Source organism: Acidimicrobiales bacterium, from assembly GCA_025455885.1.
Taxonomy (GTDB): Bacteria; Actinomycetota; Acidimicrobiia; order Acidimicrobiales; family Acidimicrobilacustridaceae; genus Rhabdothermincola_A.
Window position 1 is genome coordinate 1 of the sequence record JALOLR010000009.1, and the last position, 16,569, is coordinate 16,569.

The following is a 16,569-nucleotide window of genomic DNA, read 5'->3' on the forward strand; positions in this document are numbered from 1 at the left end:
GCTGCCGTCGGCGGCGGGCTGGAGCTCGTCATGGCCTGCGACCTCGCCGTGGCCGCCGAGGGGATCCTCTGGATGCTGCGGCAACCACCCGGGTACTCGGGGCACCGCGAGTCGATGGCGGCGCTGCGCGACCGGGAGGGCATCATGCCCAGCCGTGCCGAACGGCCCCACACCGGTCGACCCCCGACCGAGCTGTTCTCGGGCCTGGCCGACCTCGGCGACGAGGTCTTCGTCGAACCCTACTGACCCCCACCCCCTGGAGATCCCATGCTCGTCACCCGCGAACGCCACGGCCACACCGAGGTGCTCACCCTCAATCGTCCGGAGGCGGCCAACTCGCTCAACCCGGCCATCATGGACGAGCTCGGGGTCGCCCTCGCCGAGATCCTCGACGACGACGACGCCCGGGCGGTGGTGTTGACCGGCGCCGGCGAGCGCCACTTCTGCGCCGGCATGGACCTCAGCTCGCTCGGCGAGGTGAACGCCGGCTCCGACGGACCGCGCCCGGGGGCCGAGGCCTTCGGGATGTTCATGTCCGGCGACTACCCGAAGCCCCTCGTGGCGGCGGTCAACGGCGCTGCCGTCGGCGGCGGGCTGGAGCTCGTCATGGCCTGCGACCTCGCCGTGGCCGCCGACCATGCCCGCTTCGGGCTCCCCGAGGTGAAGCGGGGCCTGTACGCGGCGGGCGGCGGCACCATGCTCTCCACCCGCATCCCCCTCGCGCTGGCGTTGGAGATGGGGCTGACCGGTCGGCTCATCCTGGCCCCCAAGGCCGCGGAGATCGGCCTGGTCAACGAGGTGGTCGCCCTCGACGGGCTCATGGCCGCGGCGCGGGCCCTGGCCGACGAGATCGCCGCCAACGGGCCCCTCGGCGTGCAGCTCACGAAGAAGCTGATGCGTGACGCGGTCACCAGGGGCCCCGACGCGGGGAGGGCGACGCCCGAGGAGATGAGCAGGGTGTTCCAGAGCGACGACGCCCGCGAAGGCGCCGCCGCCTTCATGGAGAAGCGACCGGCCGCCTTCACCGGGCGCTGAGACGGGGGCGGCCGTGGCGTTCGAACGCAGCCTGCAGCACCAGGTCGCCCTGCACCCCGACCGCCCGGCCGTGATCATGGCCGGATCGGGCGAGATCACCTCGTACGCGGAGCTCGACGACCGGTCGAGCCGGATGGCCCACGTGCTGCGCGACGCCGGTCTGGGCATCGGCGGGCACGTCGCGCTGATGATGCGCAACAGCTCGGCGTTCCTCGAGGTGGCGTGGGCGGCACAGCGGGCCGGCCTGCGCTACACGGCGCTCAACAGCCACCTGCGCGCCGACGAGGTGCAACACATCCTCGACGACTGCGAGGCCACCGCCTTCGTCGTGTCGGCCGACCTCGCCGACGTCGTCGCCGGCCTCGACCTGTCCCGCGTCGGTCTGCGCATCGTGGTGGAGCCGCCCGGCGGTCCGGGGCTCGACGGGTTCGTCGACTACGCCCGGGCATTGGCGAGTGCGCCGCCGGGACCGATCGCCGACGAGGCCGAGGGTCGCGAGATGCTCTACTCGTCGGGCACCACCGGGCGTCCGAAGGGCGTGAACAAGCCGCTGGTGCCGGTCGCCCCCGGCGACCCGGCGTCCCCCGCGGTGGCCATCGCCGAGGGCATCGCCCTCGCCCTCGGCGACGACGCCGTCTACCTGACCCCGGCGCCGCTCTACCACGCCGCCCCGCTCGTCTACACGATGGGCTGCCACCGCTCCGGGGCCACCGCGGTCGTGATGGAGGCCTTCGACGCCGCCGCCTGCCTCGACGCCATCGAGCGTCACCGGGTCACCCACGCCCAGTTCGTGCCGACCATGTTCACGCGGCTGCTGCGCCTTCCCGACGACGTCCGCGCCGGCGCCGACGTGTCGTCGTTGCGGATGGTGCTCCACGCCGCCGCCCCGTGCCCGGTGGCCGTGAAGCAGGCGATGATGCAGTGGTGGGGGCCGATCCTCTACGAGTACTACGCCGGCACCGAGGACATCGGGGGCAGCTTCATCGGTCCCGACGAGTGGTTGGCCCATCCCGGCTCCGTCGGCCGACCCAACGCCGAGCTGCACGTGCTCGACGCCGACGGCCGGGAGCTGGGCGTCGGCGAGGCCGGCACCATCTGGTTCGCGGCCGGGGGTCGTGACTTCGAGTACCACAACGACCCGGACAAGACGGCCGCCATGACCAACGAGCACGGGTGGCGCACCCTCGGCGACGTCGGCTACGTCGACGCCGACGGCTACCTGTACCTCACCGACCGGTCGGCCGACATGATCGTGTCGGGAGGGGTGAACATCTATCCCCGCGAGGCCGAGGACGTCCTGGCCCTGCACCCGGCCGTGGTCGACGTGGCCGTGTTCGGCATCCCCGACGACGAGATGGGCGAGGCGGTCCACGCCGTCGTGCAGCTCGCCGACCCGGCGACACCGGTTCCCGAGGCCGAGCTGCTGGCCTGGTGTCGGGAGCGCCTGGCGTCCTACAAGTGCCCCCGGTCGATCGAGGCCACCGAGGCGATGCCCCGCGACCCGAGCGGGAAGCTCTTCAAGCGGCGCCTGCGCGATCCGTGGTGGGAGGGGCGCACCAGCCGCATCGTCTGAACGGCCGGCGCGGTGCGGTCCGGTGGCGCCGCTCAGCGGGGCAGGCCGAGCATCCGCTCGCCGACGATCGTGCGCTGCACCTCCGAGGTCCCCCCGGCGATCGAGGACGCCTTGCTCCACAGCCACTGCCGCTGCCACCGCCCGGCGGCAGGGTTGTCGCCGGCCGCCCCCCACAGCGGCGAGGCCGGGCCGACCACGTCGAGGGCGACGTCGGACAACAGCAGGGTCATGTCGGTCCAGGCCAGCTTGGCGACGCTCGACTCGGGCCCGGGCTCCTCGCCGGCGGCGAGGCGGGTCATCGTCCGCCAGTTGTGCAGCCGCAGCACCCGCAGGTGCACGTAGGCGTCGACCAACCGGTCGGCCACCAACGGGTCGTCGAGGGTGCCGTTGGCGTCGGCGAGCGCCACGAGCTCGTCGAGGTACACCTCGTGCACGACCTGTTCCTTGAACGGGAACGTGGTGCCCCGCTCGTGGGCGAGGGTGGTGTTGGCGACCGCCCACCCCCCGTCGAGGGCGCCCACCAGGTGGTCGCGGGGCACGAAGACCGAGTCGAGGAACACCTCGTTGAACTCGGCCTCGGTGGTCATCGTGACCAGCGGCCGCACGTCGATGCCCGGCGCGTGCATGTCGATCACCAGGTAGGAGATGCCGCGGTGGCGGGGCGCGTCGGGGTTGGTGCGGACGAGGGCGATGCCCCACCGGGAGTGCTGGGCGTAGCTCGTCCAGACCTTCTGGCCGTCGACCACCCAGCCGTCGCCGACGTCGGTGGCCCGGGTGGTGAGCCCGGCCAGGTCCGACCCCGCCCCCGGCTCGCTGAAGAGCTGGCACCAGATCTCGTCGGCGTTCAGGATCCCGGGGAGCCACCGGGCCTTCTGCTCGTCGCTTCCGTGGGCCAGCAGGGTGGGCCCGGTGAGGTTGACCCCGGTGCGGTTCACGGGCTGGGGAGCCTTCGACCGGGCGTACTCCATGTTGAAGATCGCCACCTCCACCGGGGTGGCGTCTCGGCCGCCGTAGGCGCGGGGCCAGTGGATGCCGACCCACCGGTCGCGGGCCAGTCGGGCCTGCCAGCGCCGCTCCCACTCGAACTCCTCGTCGAAGGAGTCGAAGGTGGGCGTGGGCTCGACGTTGGCGTCGAGCCAGGCCCGCGCCTCATCGCGGAAGGCCAGCTCGGCATCGCTCAGCGTCAGGTCCACCGGTCCTCCCCGGGGGCGGCCTCGGGCGGGACGGCCCGGGTCACGAGGATGCCACCGCCTGGCGGCGGAGTCGGGCCAGGTCGGGCTTGCCGGCCGGCAGCAGGGGGATGCTCGGCAGGCGGACGACCCGCTCGGGAACCTTGAATCGGGCCACCCGCCGGTCGGCGAACCACTCCCGGCACGAGCCGAGGTCGAAGTCGTCGTCGCTCACCACGAACGCCGCCACCCGCTCCCCCACCCGGTCGTCGGGGTAGCCGACCACCACCGCCTGGCGCACCGACGGGTGCTCGACGAGGACCCGTTCGACCTCGGCCGGCGAGATGTTCTCGCCGCCACGGATGATCACGTCCTTGAGGCGCCCCACGATCCGCAGCCAACCCTCGTCGAGCCGGCCGAGGTCGCCGGTGCGGAACCACCCCCGGGTCACCGCCCTGCGGGTCGCCTCGACATCCAGATAGCCGGCGAACATCTCTGGCCCCCGGAACCAGACCTCGCCCACCGCGCCCGGGTCGACGTCACGGCCCGTGGCCGGGTCGACCGTGCGCACCACGCCGTCGCCCAGGGCGTGACCGTCGGTGTCCCGGCCCTTGTCGAGCGGGTCGTCGGCCTCGCTGGTGGTGATGGTGGGGATCTCGGTGGCGCCGTAGGTGCGTTTCACCCGCGCCCCGAGGCGCGCTGAGGCCTCGGTGACGAACGCCGTCGACACACCCATGGCGCCGGTGGAGAGGAGCCGGAGCGACCCGACCCGCTCCGGGGTGAAGCCGTCGGTGGCCATCAGCCCGTCGAACAGGGTGGGCGGTCCCACCATGAAGCTCACCCCCTCGCCCTCGATCCGGGCCAGCCCGACCGACGGGTCCCAGCGCTCCATGAGGACGGTCGTCATCCCCGCCGCCGCCGGGACGAGCAGGCCGTTGAGCAGACCCGACACGTGGGCCATCGGCAACGGCATGAGGCTCACGTCCCGGGGGCCGAGTCCGTGGACCCCCACCATCTGGACCATCTTGGCGGCCAGGCCGCGGTGTGTGTGCAGCACGCCCTTGGGCTCGCCGGTCGACCCGGAGGTGAACAGCACGAGGGCGACGTCGGCCCCCCGCGCCGGTGAGACATCGACGGGCGGACCGGCGGGGAGACCGGCGAGACCCGACCGGGAGCCGGCGCCGCGCACCGGTGTCGAAGGCGTGACCTCGGCGAGGGGGAGGCCGGGGCCGGAGAACGTGACCGCCGGGCGGAGCACCTCGACCATACGCGCCACCTCGTCGCCGCCCGCCTGGTGGTGCAGGGGGGCGGCCACTGCGCCCAACCGCCAGCACGCCCGGTAGAGCACGACCGTCTCCCACCAGTTGGGGAGCTGCCAGGCGACGACCGCGCCGCGGCGGACCCCGAGGCGGCGCAGCCCGCCGGCCAGCGACGCGACCCGGAGGTCGAGCGCGGGGGCATCGAGACGCTCGGCGCCGTCGACCACCGACAGGCCCCCGCTCCGGCCGGCCCGGGTGAGGGCGTCGAGGGTCCCGACGTCCCACGGCCCGCCCGGGCGGCGATAGCGGGCGGCATGTCCCTCCCGTCGGGTGGCGCGCATCGTCAGCGCCGCCCCCGGGGGACGACGCCGTCGGACCGGCCGGGGCGAACCGTGCGGCCCACGCCGTCAGAGGTCGGCCAGGTAGGCGCCGAGGGCCATGTTGCCGGCCCCCAGGCCCAGCATCTCGCGCAGCTCCGGCGTGAGGGAACGCCGGGTCTCGCGGGAGAGCGACCGGTTCCAGTTGGTCTGGTGGCGCAGGAACGACCGGGTGTAGAACGCGAACAGCAGCGCTCGCTCACGGTCGGTCGAGGTGTTCGCCCCGCTGGTGTGCCAGATGCGCCCGTCCATGAGGATCACCGATCCCGCCCGGGCCTCGAACGACCGCATCCCGTCGGTCGGGTCGTCGGGGACCTCGGCGAAGCAGGTGTAGCGATGGCTGCCCGGCAGGTAGCGGGTGGCGCCGTTTCCCTCGTCGGTGTCGTCGAGGCACCAGATGGCGTTGAGGGCGTAGCACGTGGTCCACGGCTCGGGCATGACGGTCGACTGGTCGTTGTGGGGGTTCATCGACCGGCTCCCGGGCAGGGCCGTGTTGGCCGTGAAGTTCGACACCGCCACGTCGCCGTGCAGGACCGCCGCCACGAGGGGCAGGACCGCCGGGTGCACGACGAGGTCGACGAAGACCGGGTCGTGCTCGAGGAGGTCGTAGACCCGGATGTTGCGCCCGCCGGGGTCGAGGAACTCCATCCGGGTCGGTACGCCCTTGGCCTCCGAGGCGTCGGCGGCCCGCTCCAGCGCGGCACGCGCCGCGGCCACCTCGTCGGGTCCGAGCACGTCGGGGAGCACCGCCCAACCGTGCTCGGCGAAGTGGGCCAGGACGGCCTCGTCGACCTCGGCGGTGGAAACTGACACGCCTGTTAGTCTCGCACGTCACGGGCCGGCCGGCACCGGCAGTCGACCGGCCGGGGTCCCGACCCGGGACCGGGAACGCATCGCCACGAGGGGGACGACATGGCACACCGGCAACCACACGGGGGCGCACCCCGCCGACGGGCCGGGGTCGTCTGATGGCCGCCATCGACGACGCGCTGGCGGCCCTCGACCTCGAGGTGGTCGGCGACGACCGCTACCGGGCCCGGAACATGGACTCGCCGGGGCAGGTGGTGTTCGGCGGGCAGATCCTCGCCCAGGTGATCATGGCCGCCAGCCGCTCCGCGGGCGGCAAGGACGTGCGCTCGCTCCACACGGTCTTCGCCCGCGGGGGCCGACTCGACGCCGACCTCGAGATCGCCGTCGAGGCGCTCAACGACGGGCGGGCGATCGGCAGCTCCACGGTGACGGTCTCCCAGGGGGAGCGCACCGTCAGCCGATCGCTCGTGCTGACCAGCATCGAGGAGGCCGACCTCGTGCGCCACGCCGACCCCATGCCCGACGTCGACGGCCCCGAGGCCTCGCCCGCCTCGGCGCACGGCGAGGGCTGGTGGGAGATCCGCACCGTCGGCGGCGTCGACATCATGGACCCGACGCTCGTCGGCCCCGCCCGGCTCGACGTGTGGACCCGGGCCGCGGGAGCACCCGACGACGGCGTGATCGGCCAGGCGCTGCTGGCCTACGCCACCGACGGGTTCCTCATCGCCACCGCCATGCGTCCCCACGAGGGCATCGGCCAGGCCATGGCCCACCGGGCGGTGTCGACCAGCGTGCTGACCCACACGCTCACCTTCCACGAACCGGTGCGGGCGTCGGAGTGGCACCTGCTCGCCCACGAGAGCACCTACACCGGGCGGGGTCGCGCCTACGGGCGGGCCGAGGTGTTCACCGAGGACGGTCGGATGGTGGCGTCCTACGTGCAGGAGAGCCTGCTGCGGGCGAACCCCAACTGGGACCCCGCCAACGACGTCGCCGTCAAGTACTGACCGGGGTGCCCGTCCCCGCCGCACTCTGATGCGCGCCCTGCGCTGCGTCCACCACGGGCCGCCCGAGGACCTCGAGGTCGTCGAGCTCCCCGACCCGACCGCCGGGCCGGGCGAGGTGGTCGTCACGGTCCACGCCGCGGCAGCGAACTTCCCGGACGTCCTGATCGTCGCCGACCGCTACCAGATGTCGGTGCCGGCCCCCTTCACCCCCGGCAGCGAGCTGGCCGGGGCGGTGCTCGCCGTCGGCGAGGGCGTCGACGACCTGCGACCGGGCGACCTCGTCTACGGGACCACGGCGGTCGGCGCCTTCGCCGAGCAGGCCGTGCTCCCCCGCGCCGCGCTCCGGCGGGTGCCCGCGGGCGTGCCCACCGAGACGGCCGCCGCGTTCGGCGTCACCTACGCCACCGCCTACCACGCCCTGCACTCGGTGGCCGGCGTGGCCCCCGGCGACCGGGTGGCGGTGCTCGGGGCAGCCGGCGGTGTGGGGCTGGCGACGATCGACCTGGCCCGCGCCGCCGGGGCGGAGGTGGTCGCCGTCGTGGGTGGGGCCGAGAAGGCCGAGCTGTGCCGGGCCCGGGGCGCGGCGGCGGTGGTCGACCACACGATCGAGGACCCCAAGGCGGCGGTGCGCGCCGCCACCGATGGGGGCGCCGACGTCGTCGTCGACCCCGTGGGCGGCGCGCTCTCCGAACCGCTGCTGCGGGCCATGCGCTGGGGCGGACGGTTCGTGTGCGTCGGCTTCGCGTCCGGTGAGATCCCCGCCATCCCCCTCAACCTGGTCCTGTTGAAGGGCGTCACCGTCGCGGCCTTCGAGTTCGGCGGGTTCGCCACGCACCGGCCCGACCTGGTGGCCGCGGGCACCGACGCCCTCGAGGACCTGTTGGCCCGAGGCGTCGTGGCGCCCCACATCGGCGGGCGCTACCCGCTCACCGAGGCCGCCGACGCGCTGCGCGCCCTCGCCGGTCGGACCGCGACGGGGAAGCTGCTGATCGTCCCGGACACGACCGGCTGACCCGGACGCCCGACCTGCGGCCGCTCACCCGGTGACGAGGACCGGCACGTTCGAGTAACCCGCCACGTTCGACATGTGCACGCGGCGCAGCCCGTCCTCGTCGACCTCGTGGCGGGGCCAGCGCCGAGCGATCTCGGCGATGGCCAGGCGGGACTCGGTGCGGGCCAGCGCCGCCCCGAGGCAGCTGTGGATGCCGTAGCCGAACCCCAGCGACAAGCTGGGCGGACGGTCGATGTCGAAGCGGTCCGGTTCGTCGTAGGCCCGCGGATCGTGGGTGGCGGCCCCGGTCACCAGGAGCACCGGCTCTCCGGCCGGGATGGTGACCCCGTGCCGCTCGGTGTCGACCAGCGTGTAGCGCCCCTGGTACTGCGACGGCGGGTGGTAGCGCAGGATCTCCTCCACCGCCGCCGGGATGCGATCCGTGTCGTCGAGGACCTTGGTCCACTGCTCGGGGTTGCGGGCGAAGAGCACGACGGCGTTGCCGACCAACTTGGTGACCGTCTCGGCCCCCGCCCCTCCGAGGAGGCTGGCGAACCCGGCGATCTCGACGTCGTCGAGGCCGGTCGCGGAGCCGTCGCCCCGTTCGACCTCAACCGTCGTGAGTCGGCTGATCATGTCGTCGCCGGGATGGCGCCGCTTCTCGACGGTGAGCTCGTAGAAGTAGGTGCCCATGGCGATCGCCGCCGCGGTGCCCTCCGCCGAGGGGCGCATCTCACCTGGCTCGCGGTGCAGCGACAGGTCGAGGGACTCCCGGATCATCTGTCGGTCCCCGGCCGGGACGCCGAGCATGCGCGAGATGATCTCCACGGGGAACAACGCCGAGAACTCGGCCACGGCGTCGAAGGCGTCCCGCCCGTCGAGCGCCTCGGCGAACCCGGCGATCACCTCGGCGATCATGGGCCCGAGCTCGGTCATGGCCCGCGGGGTGAACACCCGGCTCACGAGAGCCCGCAGCCGGTCGTGCTCGGGAGGATCCATGAACAGGATCATCGGCGGGACGGCCTCGCGGGAGTGCTGCGTGAGGAAGTTGAGGTCGGTGCCGAAGGCACTCGAGAAGGTGGGCCAGTCGCGGTGCGCCTCGCACACGTCGTCGAACCTCGACAGGGCGTAGAACCCGTAGCGCTCGCTGTGGTACACCGGCGCCTCGTCGCGGAGACGGGCGTACATCTCGAGCGGGTCGTCGAAGAAGACGTCGGAGAACGGATCGAACTCGACGGGCTCGACGCCCGAGCCCCGACCGGTCCCGTCGGTCCCGCCGGCTTCGGAGCGCTCAGCCATCGCGCTCGGTCCCGACGACGGACACGAAGCTCACGCACTCACCGGGCGCCCCGCCGAGGTTGTGGGTGAGACCGAGCGACCGGCCGGCGGCCACCGTGGCGACCTGGCGCTCCGGGGGGGCCTCACCGCGGAGCTGGAGCCAGCACTCGAACAGCATCCGCAGCCCGGACGCCCCGATCGGGTGCCCGAAGCTCTTCAGCCCGCCGTCGGGGTTGACGGGCAGGTCGCCGTCGCGGTCGAACGAGCCGGCGAGCACGTCCTTCCACCCCGTCCCCCGCTCGGAGAACCCGAGGTCCTCCATGAGGACCAACTCGGTGGGGGTGAAGCAGTCGTGCACCTCGGCCATCGCGAGCTGGGCGCGCGGGTCGGTCACCCCCGCCTGGCGGTAGGCGTCCTCGGCCGAGCGCACGACCTCGGGGAAGGTGGTGTAGTCGTAGTCGGGGTCGATCGCTCCCCCACCGGGCCCGGCCACGAAGCTGAGGGCCTTCACGTACAGCGGGTGGTCGGTGTAGCGGTGGGCGTCCTCGGCGCGGCACAGGATCGCGGCCGCCGAACCGTCGCTCACCCCGCTGCAGTCGAACACCCCCAGCTGGCCGGCCACCAGCGGCGACCGGGCGATGGTCTCCATCGAGACCTCCTTGCGGAACTGGGCCCGGGGGTTGAGCGCACCGTTGCGGTGGTTCTTCCACGCGATGCGGGTCATCACCTCCTTCATCTCCGCCGGGTCGACGCCGTACTTCTGGGCGTAGGCGGGGGCGAGGAACGAGAAGGCGGCCGGGGAGGACAGGGCGGCGTCGGTGCCGTCGCCCACGGGGCGCACCCCGGTCAGTCCCGAGTAGCCGGTGTCCTTCAGCTTCTCGACACCGATCGCCATGGCCAGGTCGTAGGCCCCGGAGGCCACCGCGTAGCAGGCGTTGCGGAACGCCTCGGAGCCGGTGGCGCAGAAGTTCTCGAGCCGGGAGACCGGCTTGTAGTCGATCTTGAGGGGCTTGGACAGGGTCACCCCCGACACCCCCGAACCCATCGTGCCGAGCCAGAACGCGTCGACCTCGTCGAGCCCGACGCCGGCCGAGGCGAGCGCCTCGACGGCGGCGTCGGTGAGCAGGTCGTCGACGCCCTTGTCCCACCGCTCCCCGAACGGGGTGCACCCCATCCCCACGATCGCCACTCGATCACGGATGCCGTGACTCGTCATCGCCCGCTCCCCTCGTCGTCGGCGGCGGCCGGCCCGGTGTCGACCGGACGGGCCTTCCAGAAGTAGTTGTGCACGCCCTGGGCGGTGTGGAGCCGACGGAAGACCATCTCCACGGGGATCCCGATCGCCACTGCATCGGGGTCGACGTCGGTCATCTCGCAGCGGTACCGCCCACCGCCCTCGAAGTCGACGACGGCGCCGACGACGGGCGGTGACAGGGAGTAGGCGAGGTGGTCGATGGTGAACGTCGCCACCCTCCCCGGCGTGTCGGCGAGTCGCTCGAGGCGCATCCGGTCGACGGCGTGGCACGCCAGGCACACCCGCGTGGGCGGCAGGTGCCGGAACCCGCACGCCTCGCACCGGCTGGCCGCGAAGCGGTTCTTCCACGGCCCCGACCGCCAGGTGGCGGGGGCCCCCGGCCGCTCCGGGTCGGGGCGCCGGGCCGGTTCGCGGCGCAGCCGGCCCCGCCAGGTCAGGAAGCGGGCGTAGGGGAGGTCGTCGCGGCCGAGACCGACGAGCTCGTCGACGGTGCGCAGGCCCGAGCGCGTGCGTGCCGCTCGGATCTCGTCGATGCCGTCGGCGATCTCGAGCACCACCGCGTCGGCGCCGTCGGCGACGACGACCACGACGACCACCTCGCCGGGCCGGGCCCGGTCGAGCACGTCGGCGAGCAGGAACCCCGCCTGGGCCGCCCCGAGGTTGCCGGCGGTGACCGCCCGATCGGGCACCACCGCCTCGGCCCGCACGCCGAGCGACGTGCGCGCCGCCGCCACCGCCCGGGCGTTCAGACCGGCCACCACCAGGTGGTCCACCGCCTCGGGGACCACGCCGGCCTGCTTGACGGCGTCGGCGAAGGCCGCCTCGACGAGCGGGCCGTAGACCTCCTGGCCGAAGCGGTCCTCCCAGGTGCGGGAGTCGTCCTCGCCGGGCAAGCGCCAACGATCCAGGAACTCGGCGCTGGCCCGCCCCCGACCGACGACGGTGGCCGCCACCGAGCGGGAGCGGTCGTCGCCGAACACCAGCGCCACGGCACCGTCGCCGGCGTCGCGCTCGTCGGGGCCCCCGGCCGGCCCGCTGCGCAGGTCCGACAGCACGGCGAGGGTGAGGTCGTCCCCGGCGAGCGCCTCGGCGCTGCGCCACGCCCCGACCGCGGCCCGCACCGAACCGACGGCGTCGTAGCTGCCGACCGCGTCGTCGAGGGCGAGGGCGGCGTGCACCGCGGCGGCGTTGCTCTTGTCGAGGTAGGCCGGGGCGGGCGTGGAGAACACGAGGTCACCGATCCGGGCCCCGTCGACGGAGGCGAGCGCCCGGCGGGCGGCCTCGACGCCCATCGTCGTGGTGTCCTCGTCGTAGGAGGCGACCCGCCGGGTGCCCCGACCGGCCGGCCCGCCGAGCGCCTCGCCGATGGCGGAGCGCCGGAGACGCCAGTACGGGAGGTACACCCCCCACGACACGATCCCGATGGTCACGTACCCTCCGTTCTACGGCCTCGCCACGCGCCCGTCCGCGGGACTCGCGACAGCGGCGGTCAGCGGTTCGAACAGCGGCGTCACGAATCTAGTGGTTGCCCCGATCGGCCGCCCCGGGCAGGCTCGCCGCATGGAGATCGAGATGGACACCGAGGCCACCGACCACCTGCTCACCACCACCCGGGCGGTGCGCCGCCGACTCGACCTCGACCGGCCCGTCGACCCGGCGGTGCTCCTCGACTGCCTGCGCATCGCCACCCAGGCCCCCACGGCGAGCAACGACCGCAACTGGCGATGGGTGGTGGTCACCGATCCCGATCGGCGCGCCGCGCTGGCCGACCTCTACCGCGCCAGCGGGGCCGACTACCTCGCCCGGGCCGCCGAGACCGAGACCGATCCCCAGACCCGGCGGGTGTACGAGAGCGCGCTGGCGCTCACCGAGACCCTGCACCGCGTCCCGGTCCACGTGATCCCGTGCATCGAACGTCGCTTCGACGGGGCGGCCAACCCGATCGCCGCCTCGGCCTACGGCTCGATCCTCCCCGCGGCGTGGAGCTTCCTGTTGGCGTTGCGCTCCCGCGGCCTCGGGTCGGTGTGGACGACCCTGCACCTCTTCCGCGAGCAGGAGGCCGCGGAGCTGCTGGGCATCCCCGACCACGTCACCCAGGTGGCGCTGTTCCCGGTGGCCCACACCACCGGCGGCGACTTCCACCCCGCCGCCCGCCCGCCCGTCGAGTCCGTCACGTCGTGGAACCGCTGGGGCGAGGCACCTCCGGGGACCGGCGACCGATGAGTTCGGGCCCGGACCGTCGTCTCCATCACCGACACCCGACCGTCCGACCCCGGAGGCCCCGATGACCGCCCGAGACCACGCCCCCACCGGGGCGCCCTGCTGGATCGACCTGTTCACCTCCGACGTCGACGCCGCCGTGGCCTTCTACGGCGACCTCCTCGGCTGGACCGCCGACGAACCGAACCCCGAGTTCGGCGGCTACACCAACTTCCGCCACGACGGCGAGTGGGTGGCCGGGATGATGGCCAACGACCCCAGCTGGGGGGCGCCCGACGCGTGGTCCGTCTACCTCGCCACGAGCGACGCCGCCGCCACCGTGCAGGCCGTGACGGCGCATGGTGCGACCGTCAGCGCCGGTCCCCAGCGCGTCGGCGAGCTCGGGACGATGGTCGTGATCGACCATCCCGCCGCAGGCGGCGTCGGGTTCTGGGAGCCCGGCGAGCACGAAGGCTTCCGCACCTTCGACGAGCCGGGCACCCCGTCGCACTTCGAGCTCCACACGCCGGCCTACGCCGAGGCGATCGCCTTCTACCGCGACGCCGTCGGATGGACGACGACCACCATGAGCGACACCGACGACTTCCGCTACACCGGGGCGGAGTGGGACGGCGAGACGCTGGCCGGGATCATGGACCGCTCCGACCTGCCCCCTGGTTCGCCGGCCCGATGGGCGATCTACTTCCGCGTCACCGACGTCGACGCCGCGCTGATTCGGATCCCCGGGCTCGGCGGCACCGTCGAGGCCCCGGCCGCCGACACCCCGTACGGGCGCCTCGCCGAGGCCGCCGACCCGACCGGGGTCCGCTTCCGGGTCGTGTCCGGTTGACGACGCGCCCCGCCGACGCCTCCGGCCACGCCGATGACCCGACCGGATCTCTCCCACGTGGATCTGCTGTGCCACCTCCAACGCGCCGCGCAGACCCTCGGCTGCCGCTTCGTCGTGCACGACGCCGGAGCCGACCTGGTCGAGCTCCTCGAGCTGTCCGGGCTCGACCGGGTGCTGCTCGCCGACCCGCCCACGACCGCCCTCGCCGGTCCTCCGGCGAGCCCGGACCCGGGTTCGTAGCATGGGCGCCATGACGACCACGAGCACCGGCCTCGATCCGGCCGCCGCCGAGCTGCACCGCCGGGAGCTGACCGGCTACTGCTACCGGATGCTGGGGTCGGCCGCCGAGGCCGAGGACGCCGTCCAGGAGACGATGCTGCGGGCGTGGCGGGCGCCACCAACGTGTGCCTCGACATGCACAAGAGCCCGCAGCGCCGCGCCCGGCCGATGGAGCTCGGCCCGGCGCGACCGCCCGACCCTCGGTACCTCGACGCCGTGGGGCCCGAGAGCCTCTGGGTGACCCCCGTGGCCGACGACCGGGTCCTGCCGGTCAACGCCGATCCGGCCGAGGTGGCCGAGGCCCGCGAGTCGATCCGGTTGGCCTTCGTGACCGCCCTGCAACACCTCCCCGCCCGCCAGCGGGCGGCGTTGATCCTGTGCGAGGTGCTGCGGTGGCCCGCCGCCGAGGTGGCCGAGCTGCTCGACACCACCACCGCGGCGATCAACAGCGCGCTCCAACGGGCGCGGTCAACCCTGGCGACCGTCGACACCGCCCCGCTCCGCCCGACCGACGACGCGGTCCGCGACGAGGTCCTCGAACGCTACGTCGACGCGTTCGAGCGCTACGACATCGAGGCGCTCGTCGCGCTGCTCCGCCACGACGCCATCCAGTCGATGCCGCCCTACGAGATGTGGCTGCAGGGCGCCGGCGACATCGGGGCGTGGATGCTCGGCGCAGGCATCGGCTGCGAGGGGTCTCGCGTGGTGCCCACCCGCGCCAACGGCCGGCCCGCCTTCGGCCAGTACCGGGTCGACCCCGACGGCGGGCACTCGCCGTGGGCGCTCCAGGTCGTCGAGTTCGACGGGGACGCGATCGGGGAGCTCCACTTCTTCCTCGACACGGCGACGTTGTTCCCCCTCTTCGACCTCCCGATGCACCTTCCCTGATCGGCGGCGCCCCGGTCAGTGCGGGGGGCCGAGCACGTACTCCCCGGTGTCGGGGTGGTGGTACCAGCCGCTGGCGGCGTCGGTGCCGCCGTCGACGTGGATGGTCTGTCCGGTGATGTAGCTGGCGAGGTCGGAGGCCAGGAAGACGGCGGCCCCGGCCATCTCGTCGACGTGGCCGGCCCGACCCATCGGGACCGTGTGGCCGAACGTCGCCTGCATCCCCGCGGGCGCCAGGCCGAGGATCCCCTCGGTGAGGGTGATGTCCGGGGCCAGGGCGTTCACCCGGATGCCGTGGGGGGCGAGCTCGAGCGCGGCGGTCTTCGTGTAGTTGATGACGCCCGCCTTCGCCGCGGCGTAGGCGGCGTAGAGGGGGGCGGCGCGGACCCCCTCGATCGAGGTCACGTTGATCACGCTGCCGGGGAGGCCCGCGTCGACCAGGCCCCGAGCCACCCGCTGGGTGCACAACAGCACGTGGCGCAGGTTCGCCCGGTAGAGGGCGTCCCAGCCGTTCTCGGTCGTGTCGAGCAGGGGCGAGGCGAACACGCCGCCGGCGTTGTTGACCAGGATGGTGACGGGGCCCAGGTCGGCGACCGTGCGGGCCAGCGCGGCGTCCACCTCCCCGCTCTCGCGGACGTCCGTGGTGATGCCGAGGGCGCCGATCTCCTCGGCGGCGGACGCGCAGGAGTCGGCATCGCGCTCCCAGATGGCGACCGACGCGCCGAACGCCGCCAGGCCGGCGGCGATGCCTCGTCCGATGCCGGCCCCGCCTCCGGTCACGACGGCGACCCTGCCCGTCAACGCGACGTCGGATGGTCCGATGCCCATGGCGTGCTCCCCCTCGACCGGCTGACGCCCGGTCCCGCACCGAACCGTAGATGGTGCTGCCCTGGTCTCGCCGGGACACCGCCGACGCGAGCCCCGCGGCTCCTCGGACCGTTCCGGGTGGTTGCGCCGTGGCCCGCTCCTGTATACCCTGGGGGGTATGTGCAGACGAGCCACGTGCCCATCCTGTGACCGACCGACCTTCAAGGGCTGCGGCGCCCACGTCGAGCAGGTGCTCGCCGACGTCGCCCCCGCCGACCGCTGCCGATGCGCCGACCTCCCCCGGGCTCCGCGCGCCAAGCGGTCGTGGTTCCGATCCAAGGCCGCCGCCGACACCTGACCGGCGCCCGCTCCCGGGTGCGACCCCGTCGCCGGTGGGCTACACCGGGGCCATGGGTCGATCCGAGCCGGAGCACGAGTTCACCGCCGAGCTGTGGGAGCACGACGGGCCCGCCGCGTGGTTCTTCGTCAGCCTCCCCGAGGAGCTCGCCGATGACCTCGACGAGCGCCACGGCCACGAGACCAACGGCTTCGGTTCGTTGCGCGTCGCCGTGCGCATCGGGTCGACCCGGTGGTCCACGTCGGTCTTCCCGGACACCAAGCGCGGCACGTTCATCCTGCCGGTCAAGAAGGCGGTTCGACGCGCCGAGGGGATCGACGACGGCGACCGGGTGACGGTCCACCTCACGGTGGTGGGCACCGACGTCACGTCCGACCCCGGCCGCCCGGCCTGAGCGCCGAGCCCGACCAGGCCCTCCGGCGAGCGGGACCGGGCCC

At 73.6% G+C, this 16,569-nt stretch carries 18 protein-coding genes; 11 read left to right on the forward strand and 7 right to left on the reverse strand.

Annotated elements, in window-relative coordinates; genetic code table 11:
• The 3 genes from MUE36_09190 to MUE36_09200 all read left to right on the forward strand — a co-directional run.
• A partial coding sequence (locus tag MUE36_09190; protein ID MCU0311106.1) for a hypothetical protein occupies positions 1-246 on the forward strand: 246 nt, incomplete at its 5' end.
• Between the two features lie 21 nt (positions 247-267).
• The gene (locus MUE36_09195) at positions 268-1,035 is read left to right on the forward strand and encodes an enoyl-CoA hydratase-related protein (GenBank protein ID MCU0311107.1); all 768 of its coding nucleotides are present in this window, start codon (positions 268-270) and stop codon (positions 1,033-1,035) included.
• Between the two features lie 13 nt (positions 1,036-1,048).
• Entirely contained in the window at positions 1,049-2,608 is a 1,560-nt protein-coding gene (locus tag MUE36_09200; GenBank protein MCU0311108.1) for an acyl-CoA synthetase, read from the forward strand.
• Between the two features lie 32 nt (positions 2,609-2,640).
• On the opposite strand, the gene MUE36_09205 is transcribed toward MUE36_09200, so the two are convergent.
• The 3 genes from MUE36_09205 to MUE36_09215 all read right to left on the reverse strand — a co-directional run bounded on the left by MUE36_09205 (position 2,641) and on the right by MUE36_09215 (position 6,226).
• Positions 2,641-3,801, reverse strand: coding sequence for an acyl-CoA dehydrogenase family protein (locus MUE36_09205; protein ID MCU0311109.1), 1,161 nt, complete (start codon positions 3,799-3,801; stop codon positions 2,641-2,643).
• A gap of 40 nt (positions 3,802-3,841) precedes the next feature.
• Positions 3,842-5,377 (reverse strand): AMP-binding protein, encoded by a 1,536-nt coding sequence (locus MUE36_09210; protein MCU0311110.1) that lies wholly within the window; start codon positions 5,375-5,377, stop codon positions 3,842-3,844.
• A 66-nt stretch (positions 5,378-5,443) separates the two neighbouring features.
• Positions 5,444-6,226, reverse strand: a complete 783-nt coding sequence (locus MUE36_09215; GenBank protein ID MCU0311111.1) for a phytanoyl-CoA dioxygenase family protein — start codon at positions 6,224-6,226, stop codon at positions 5,444-5,446.
• A 155-nt stretch (positions 6,227-6,381) separates the two neighbouring features.
• On the opposite strand from MUE36_09215, the gene MUE36_09220 reads away from it, so the two are divergent.
• The gene (locus MUE36_09220; protein ID MCU0311112.1) at positions 6,382-7,230 is read left to right on the forward strand and encodes a thioesterase family protein; all 849 of its coding nucleotides are present in this window, start codon (positions 6,382-6,384) and stop codon (positions 7,228-7,230) included.
• A 28-nt stretch (positions 7,231-7,258) separates the two neighbouring features.
• A complete protein-coding gene (locus MUE36_09225) occupies positions 7,259-8,242 on the forward strand; it encodes an NADPH:quinone oxidoreductase family protein (GenBank protein MCU0311113.1) in 984 nt (327 codons plus the stop codon).
• A gap of 24 nt (positions 8,243-8,266) precedes the next feature.
• Here MUE36_09225 and MUE36_09230 read toward each other — a convergent pair whose 3' ends face one another.
• Genes MUE36_09230 through MUE36_09240 form a run of 3 tightly spaced genes read right to left on the reverse strand, consistent with a single transcriptional unit; the run spans position 8,267 to position 12,184 of the window.
• Positions 8,267-9,520, reverse strand: a complete 1,254-nt coding sequence (locus MUE36_09230; protein ID MCU0311114.1) for a cytochrome P450 — start codon at positions 9,518-9,520, stop codon at positions 8,267-8,269.
• Positions 9,513-10,715 carry an acetyl-CoA acetyltransferase gene (locus tag MUE36_09235; protein MCU0311115.1) on the reverse strand — a complete coding sequence of 401 codons (1,203 nt, stop codon included), beginning with the start codon at positions 10,713-10,715 and terminating at the stop codon, positions 9,513-9,515. The genes MUE36_09230 and MUE36_09235 overlap by 8 nt, the downstream gene beginning before the upstream one ends.
• Positions 10,712-12,184, reverse strand: coding sequence for an OB-fold domain-containing protein (locus MUE36_09240; protein MCU0311116.1), 1,473 nt, complete (start codon positions 12,182-12,184; stop codon positions 10,712-10,714). Before MUE36_09240 ends, MUE36_09235 begins: the two co-directional genes overlap by 4 nt.
• Positions 12,185-12,314: 130 nt before the next feature.
• Between MUE36_09240 and MUE36_09245 the strand changes: the two genes are divergently transcribed.
• The 4 genes from MUE36_09245 (at position 12,315) to MUE36_09260 (ending at position 14,970) form a co-directional block, all read left to right on the forward strand.
• On the forward strand, positions 12,315-12,977 hold the full coding sequence (locus MUE36_09245; GenBank protein ID MCU0311117.1) for a nitroreductase family protein: 663 nt from the start codon (positions 12,315-12,317) through the stop codon (positions 12,975-12,977).
• Between the two features lie 61 nt (positions 12,978-13,038).
• Positions 13,039-13,803 (forward strand): VOC family protein, encoded by a 765-nt coding sequence (locus MUE36_09250; GenBank protein ID MCU0311118.1) that lies wholly within the window; start codon positions 13,039-13,041, stop codon positions 13,801-13,803.
• Between the two features lie 33 nt (positions 13,804-13,836).
• Positions 13,837-14,043 (forward strand): STAS domain-containing protein, encoded by a 207-nt coding sequence (locus MUE36_09255; protein MCU0311119.1) that lies wholly within the window; start codon positions 13,837-13,839, stop codon positions 14,041-14,043.
• A 144-nt stretch (positions 14,044-14,187) separates the two neighbouring features.
• The gene (locus tag MUE36_09260) at positions 14,188-14,970 is read left to right on the forward strand and encodes an RNA polymerase subunit sigma-70 (GenBank protein MCU0311120.1); all 783 of its coding nucleotides are present in this window, start codon (positions 14,188-14,190) and stop codon (positions 14,968-14,970) included.
• Between the two features lie 15 nt (positions 14,971-14,985).
• On the opposite strand, the gene MUE36_09265 is transcribed toward MUE36_09260, so the two are convergent.
• Positions 14,986-15,795 (reverse strand): SDR family oxidoreductase, encoded by an 810-nt coding sequence (locus MUE36_09265; protein MCU0311121.1) that lies wholly within the window; start codon positions 15,793-15,795, stop codon positions 14,986-14,988.
• A 157-nt stretch (positions 15,796-15,952) separates the two neighbouring features.
• Between MUE36_09265 and MUE36_09270 the strand changes: the two genes are divergently transcribed.
• Both MUE36_09270 and MUE36_09275 read left to right on the forward strand, forming a co-directional pair.
• Complete coding sequence (locus MUE36_09270; protein ID MCU0311122.1) at positions 15,953-16,132, forward strand: hypothetical protein; 180 nt, start codon at positions 15,953-15,955, stop codon at positions 16,130-16,132.
• Positions 16,133-16,184: 52 nt separating this feature from the next.
• The gene (locus tag MUE36_09275; GenBank protein ID MCU0311123.1) at positions 16,185-16,526 is read left to right on the forward strand and encodes a DUF1905 domain-containing protein; all 342 of its coding nucleotides are present in this window, start codon (positions 16,185-16,187) and stop codon (positions 16,524-16,526) included.
• Positions 16,527-16,569 lie beyond the last annotated feature (43 nt).

Coding starts and splice junctions, on each gene's coding strand:
- MUE36_09195 (MCU0311107.1), top strand. CDS start 268: ATGCTCGTCACCCGCGAACGCCACGGCCACACCGAGGTGCTCACCCTC.
- MUE36_09210 (MCU0311110.1), bottom strand. CDS start 5,377: ATGCGCGCCACCCGACGGGAGGGACATGCCGCCCGCTATCGCCGCCCG.
- MUE36_09220 (MCU0311112.1), top strand. CDS start 6,382: ATGGCCGCCATCGACGACGCGCTGGCGGCCCTCGACCTCGAGGTGGTC.
- MUE36_09225 (MCU0311113.1), top strand. CDS start 7,259: ATGCGCGCCCTGCGCTGCGTCCACCACGGGCCGCCCGAGGACCTCGAG.
- MUE36_09230 (MCU0311114.1), bottom strand. CDS start 9,520: ATGGCTGAGCGCTCCGAAGCCGGCGGGACCGACGGGACCGGTCGGGGC.
- MUE36_09235 (MCU0311115.1), bottom strand. CDS start 10,715: ATGACGAGTCACGGCATCCGTGATCGAGTGGCGATCGTGGGGATGGGG.
- MUE36_09245 (MCU0311117.1), top strand. CDS start 12,315: ATGGAGATCGAGATGGACACCGAGGCCACCGACCACCTGCTCACCACC.
- MUE36_09250 (MCU0311118.1), top strand. CDS start 13,039: ATGACCGCCCGAGACCACGCCCCCACCGGGGCGCCCTGCTGGATCGAC.
- MUE36_09255 (MCU0311119.1), top strand. CDS start 13,837: ATGACCCGACCGGATCTCTCCCACGTGGATCTGCTGTGCCACCTCCAA.
- MUE36_09265 (MCU0311121.1), bottom strand. CDS start 15,795: ATGGGCATCGGACCATCCGACGTCGCGTTGACGGGCAGGGTCGCCGTC.
- MUE36_09270 (MCU0311122.1), top strand. CDS start 15,953: ATGTGCAGACGAGCCACGTGCCCATCCTGTGACCGACCGACCTTCAAG.
- MUE36_09275 (MCU0311123.1), top strand. CDS start 16,185: ATGGGTCGATCCGAGCCGGAGCACGAGTTCACCGCCGAGCTGTGGGAG.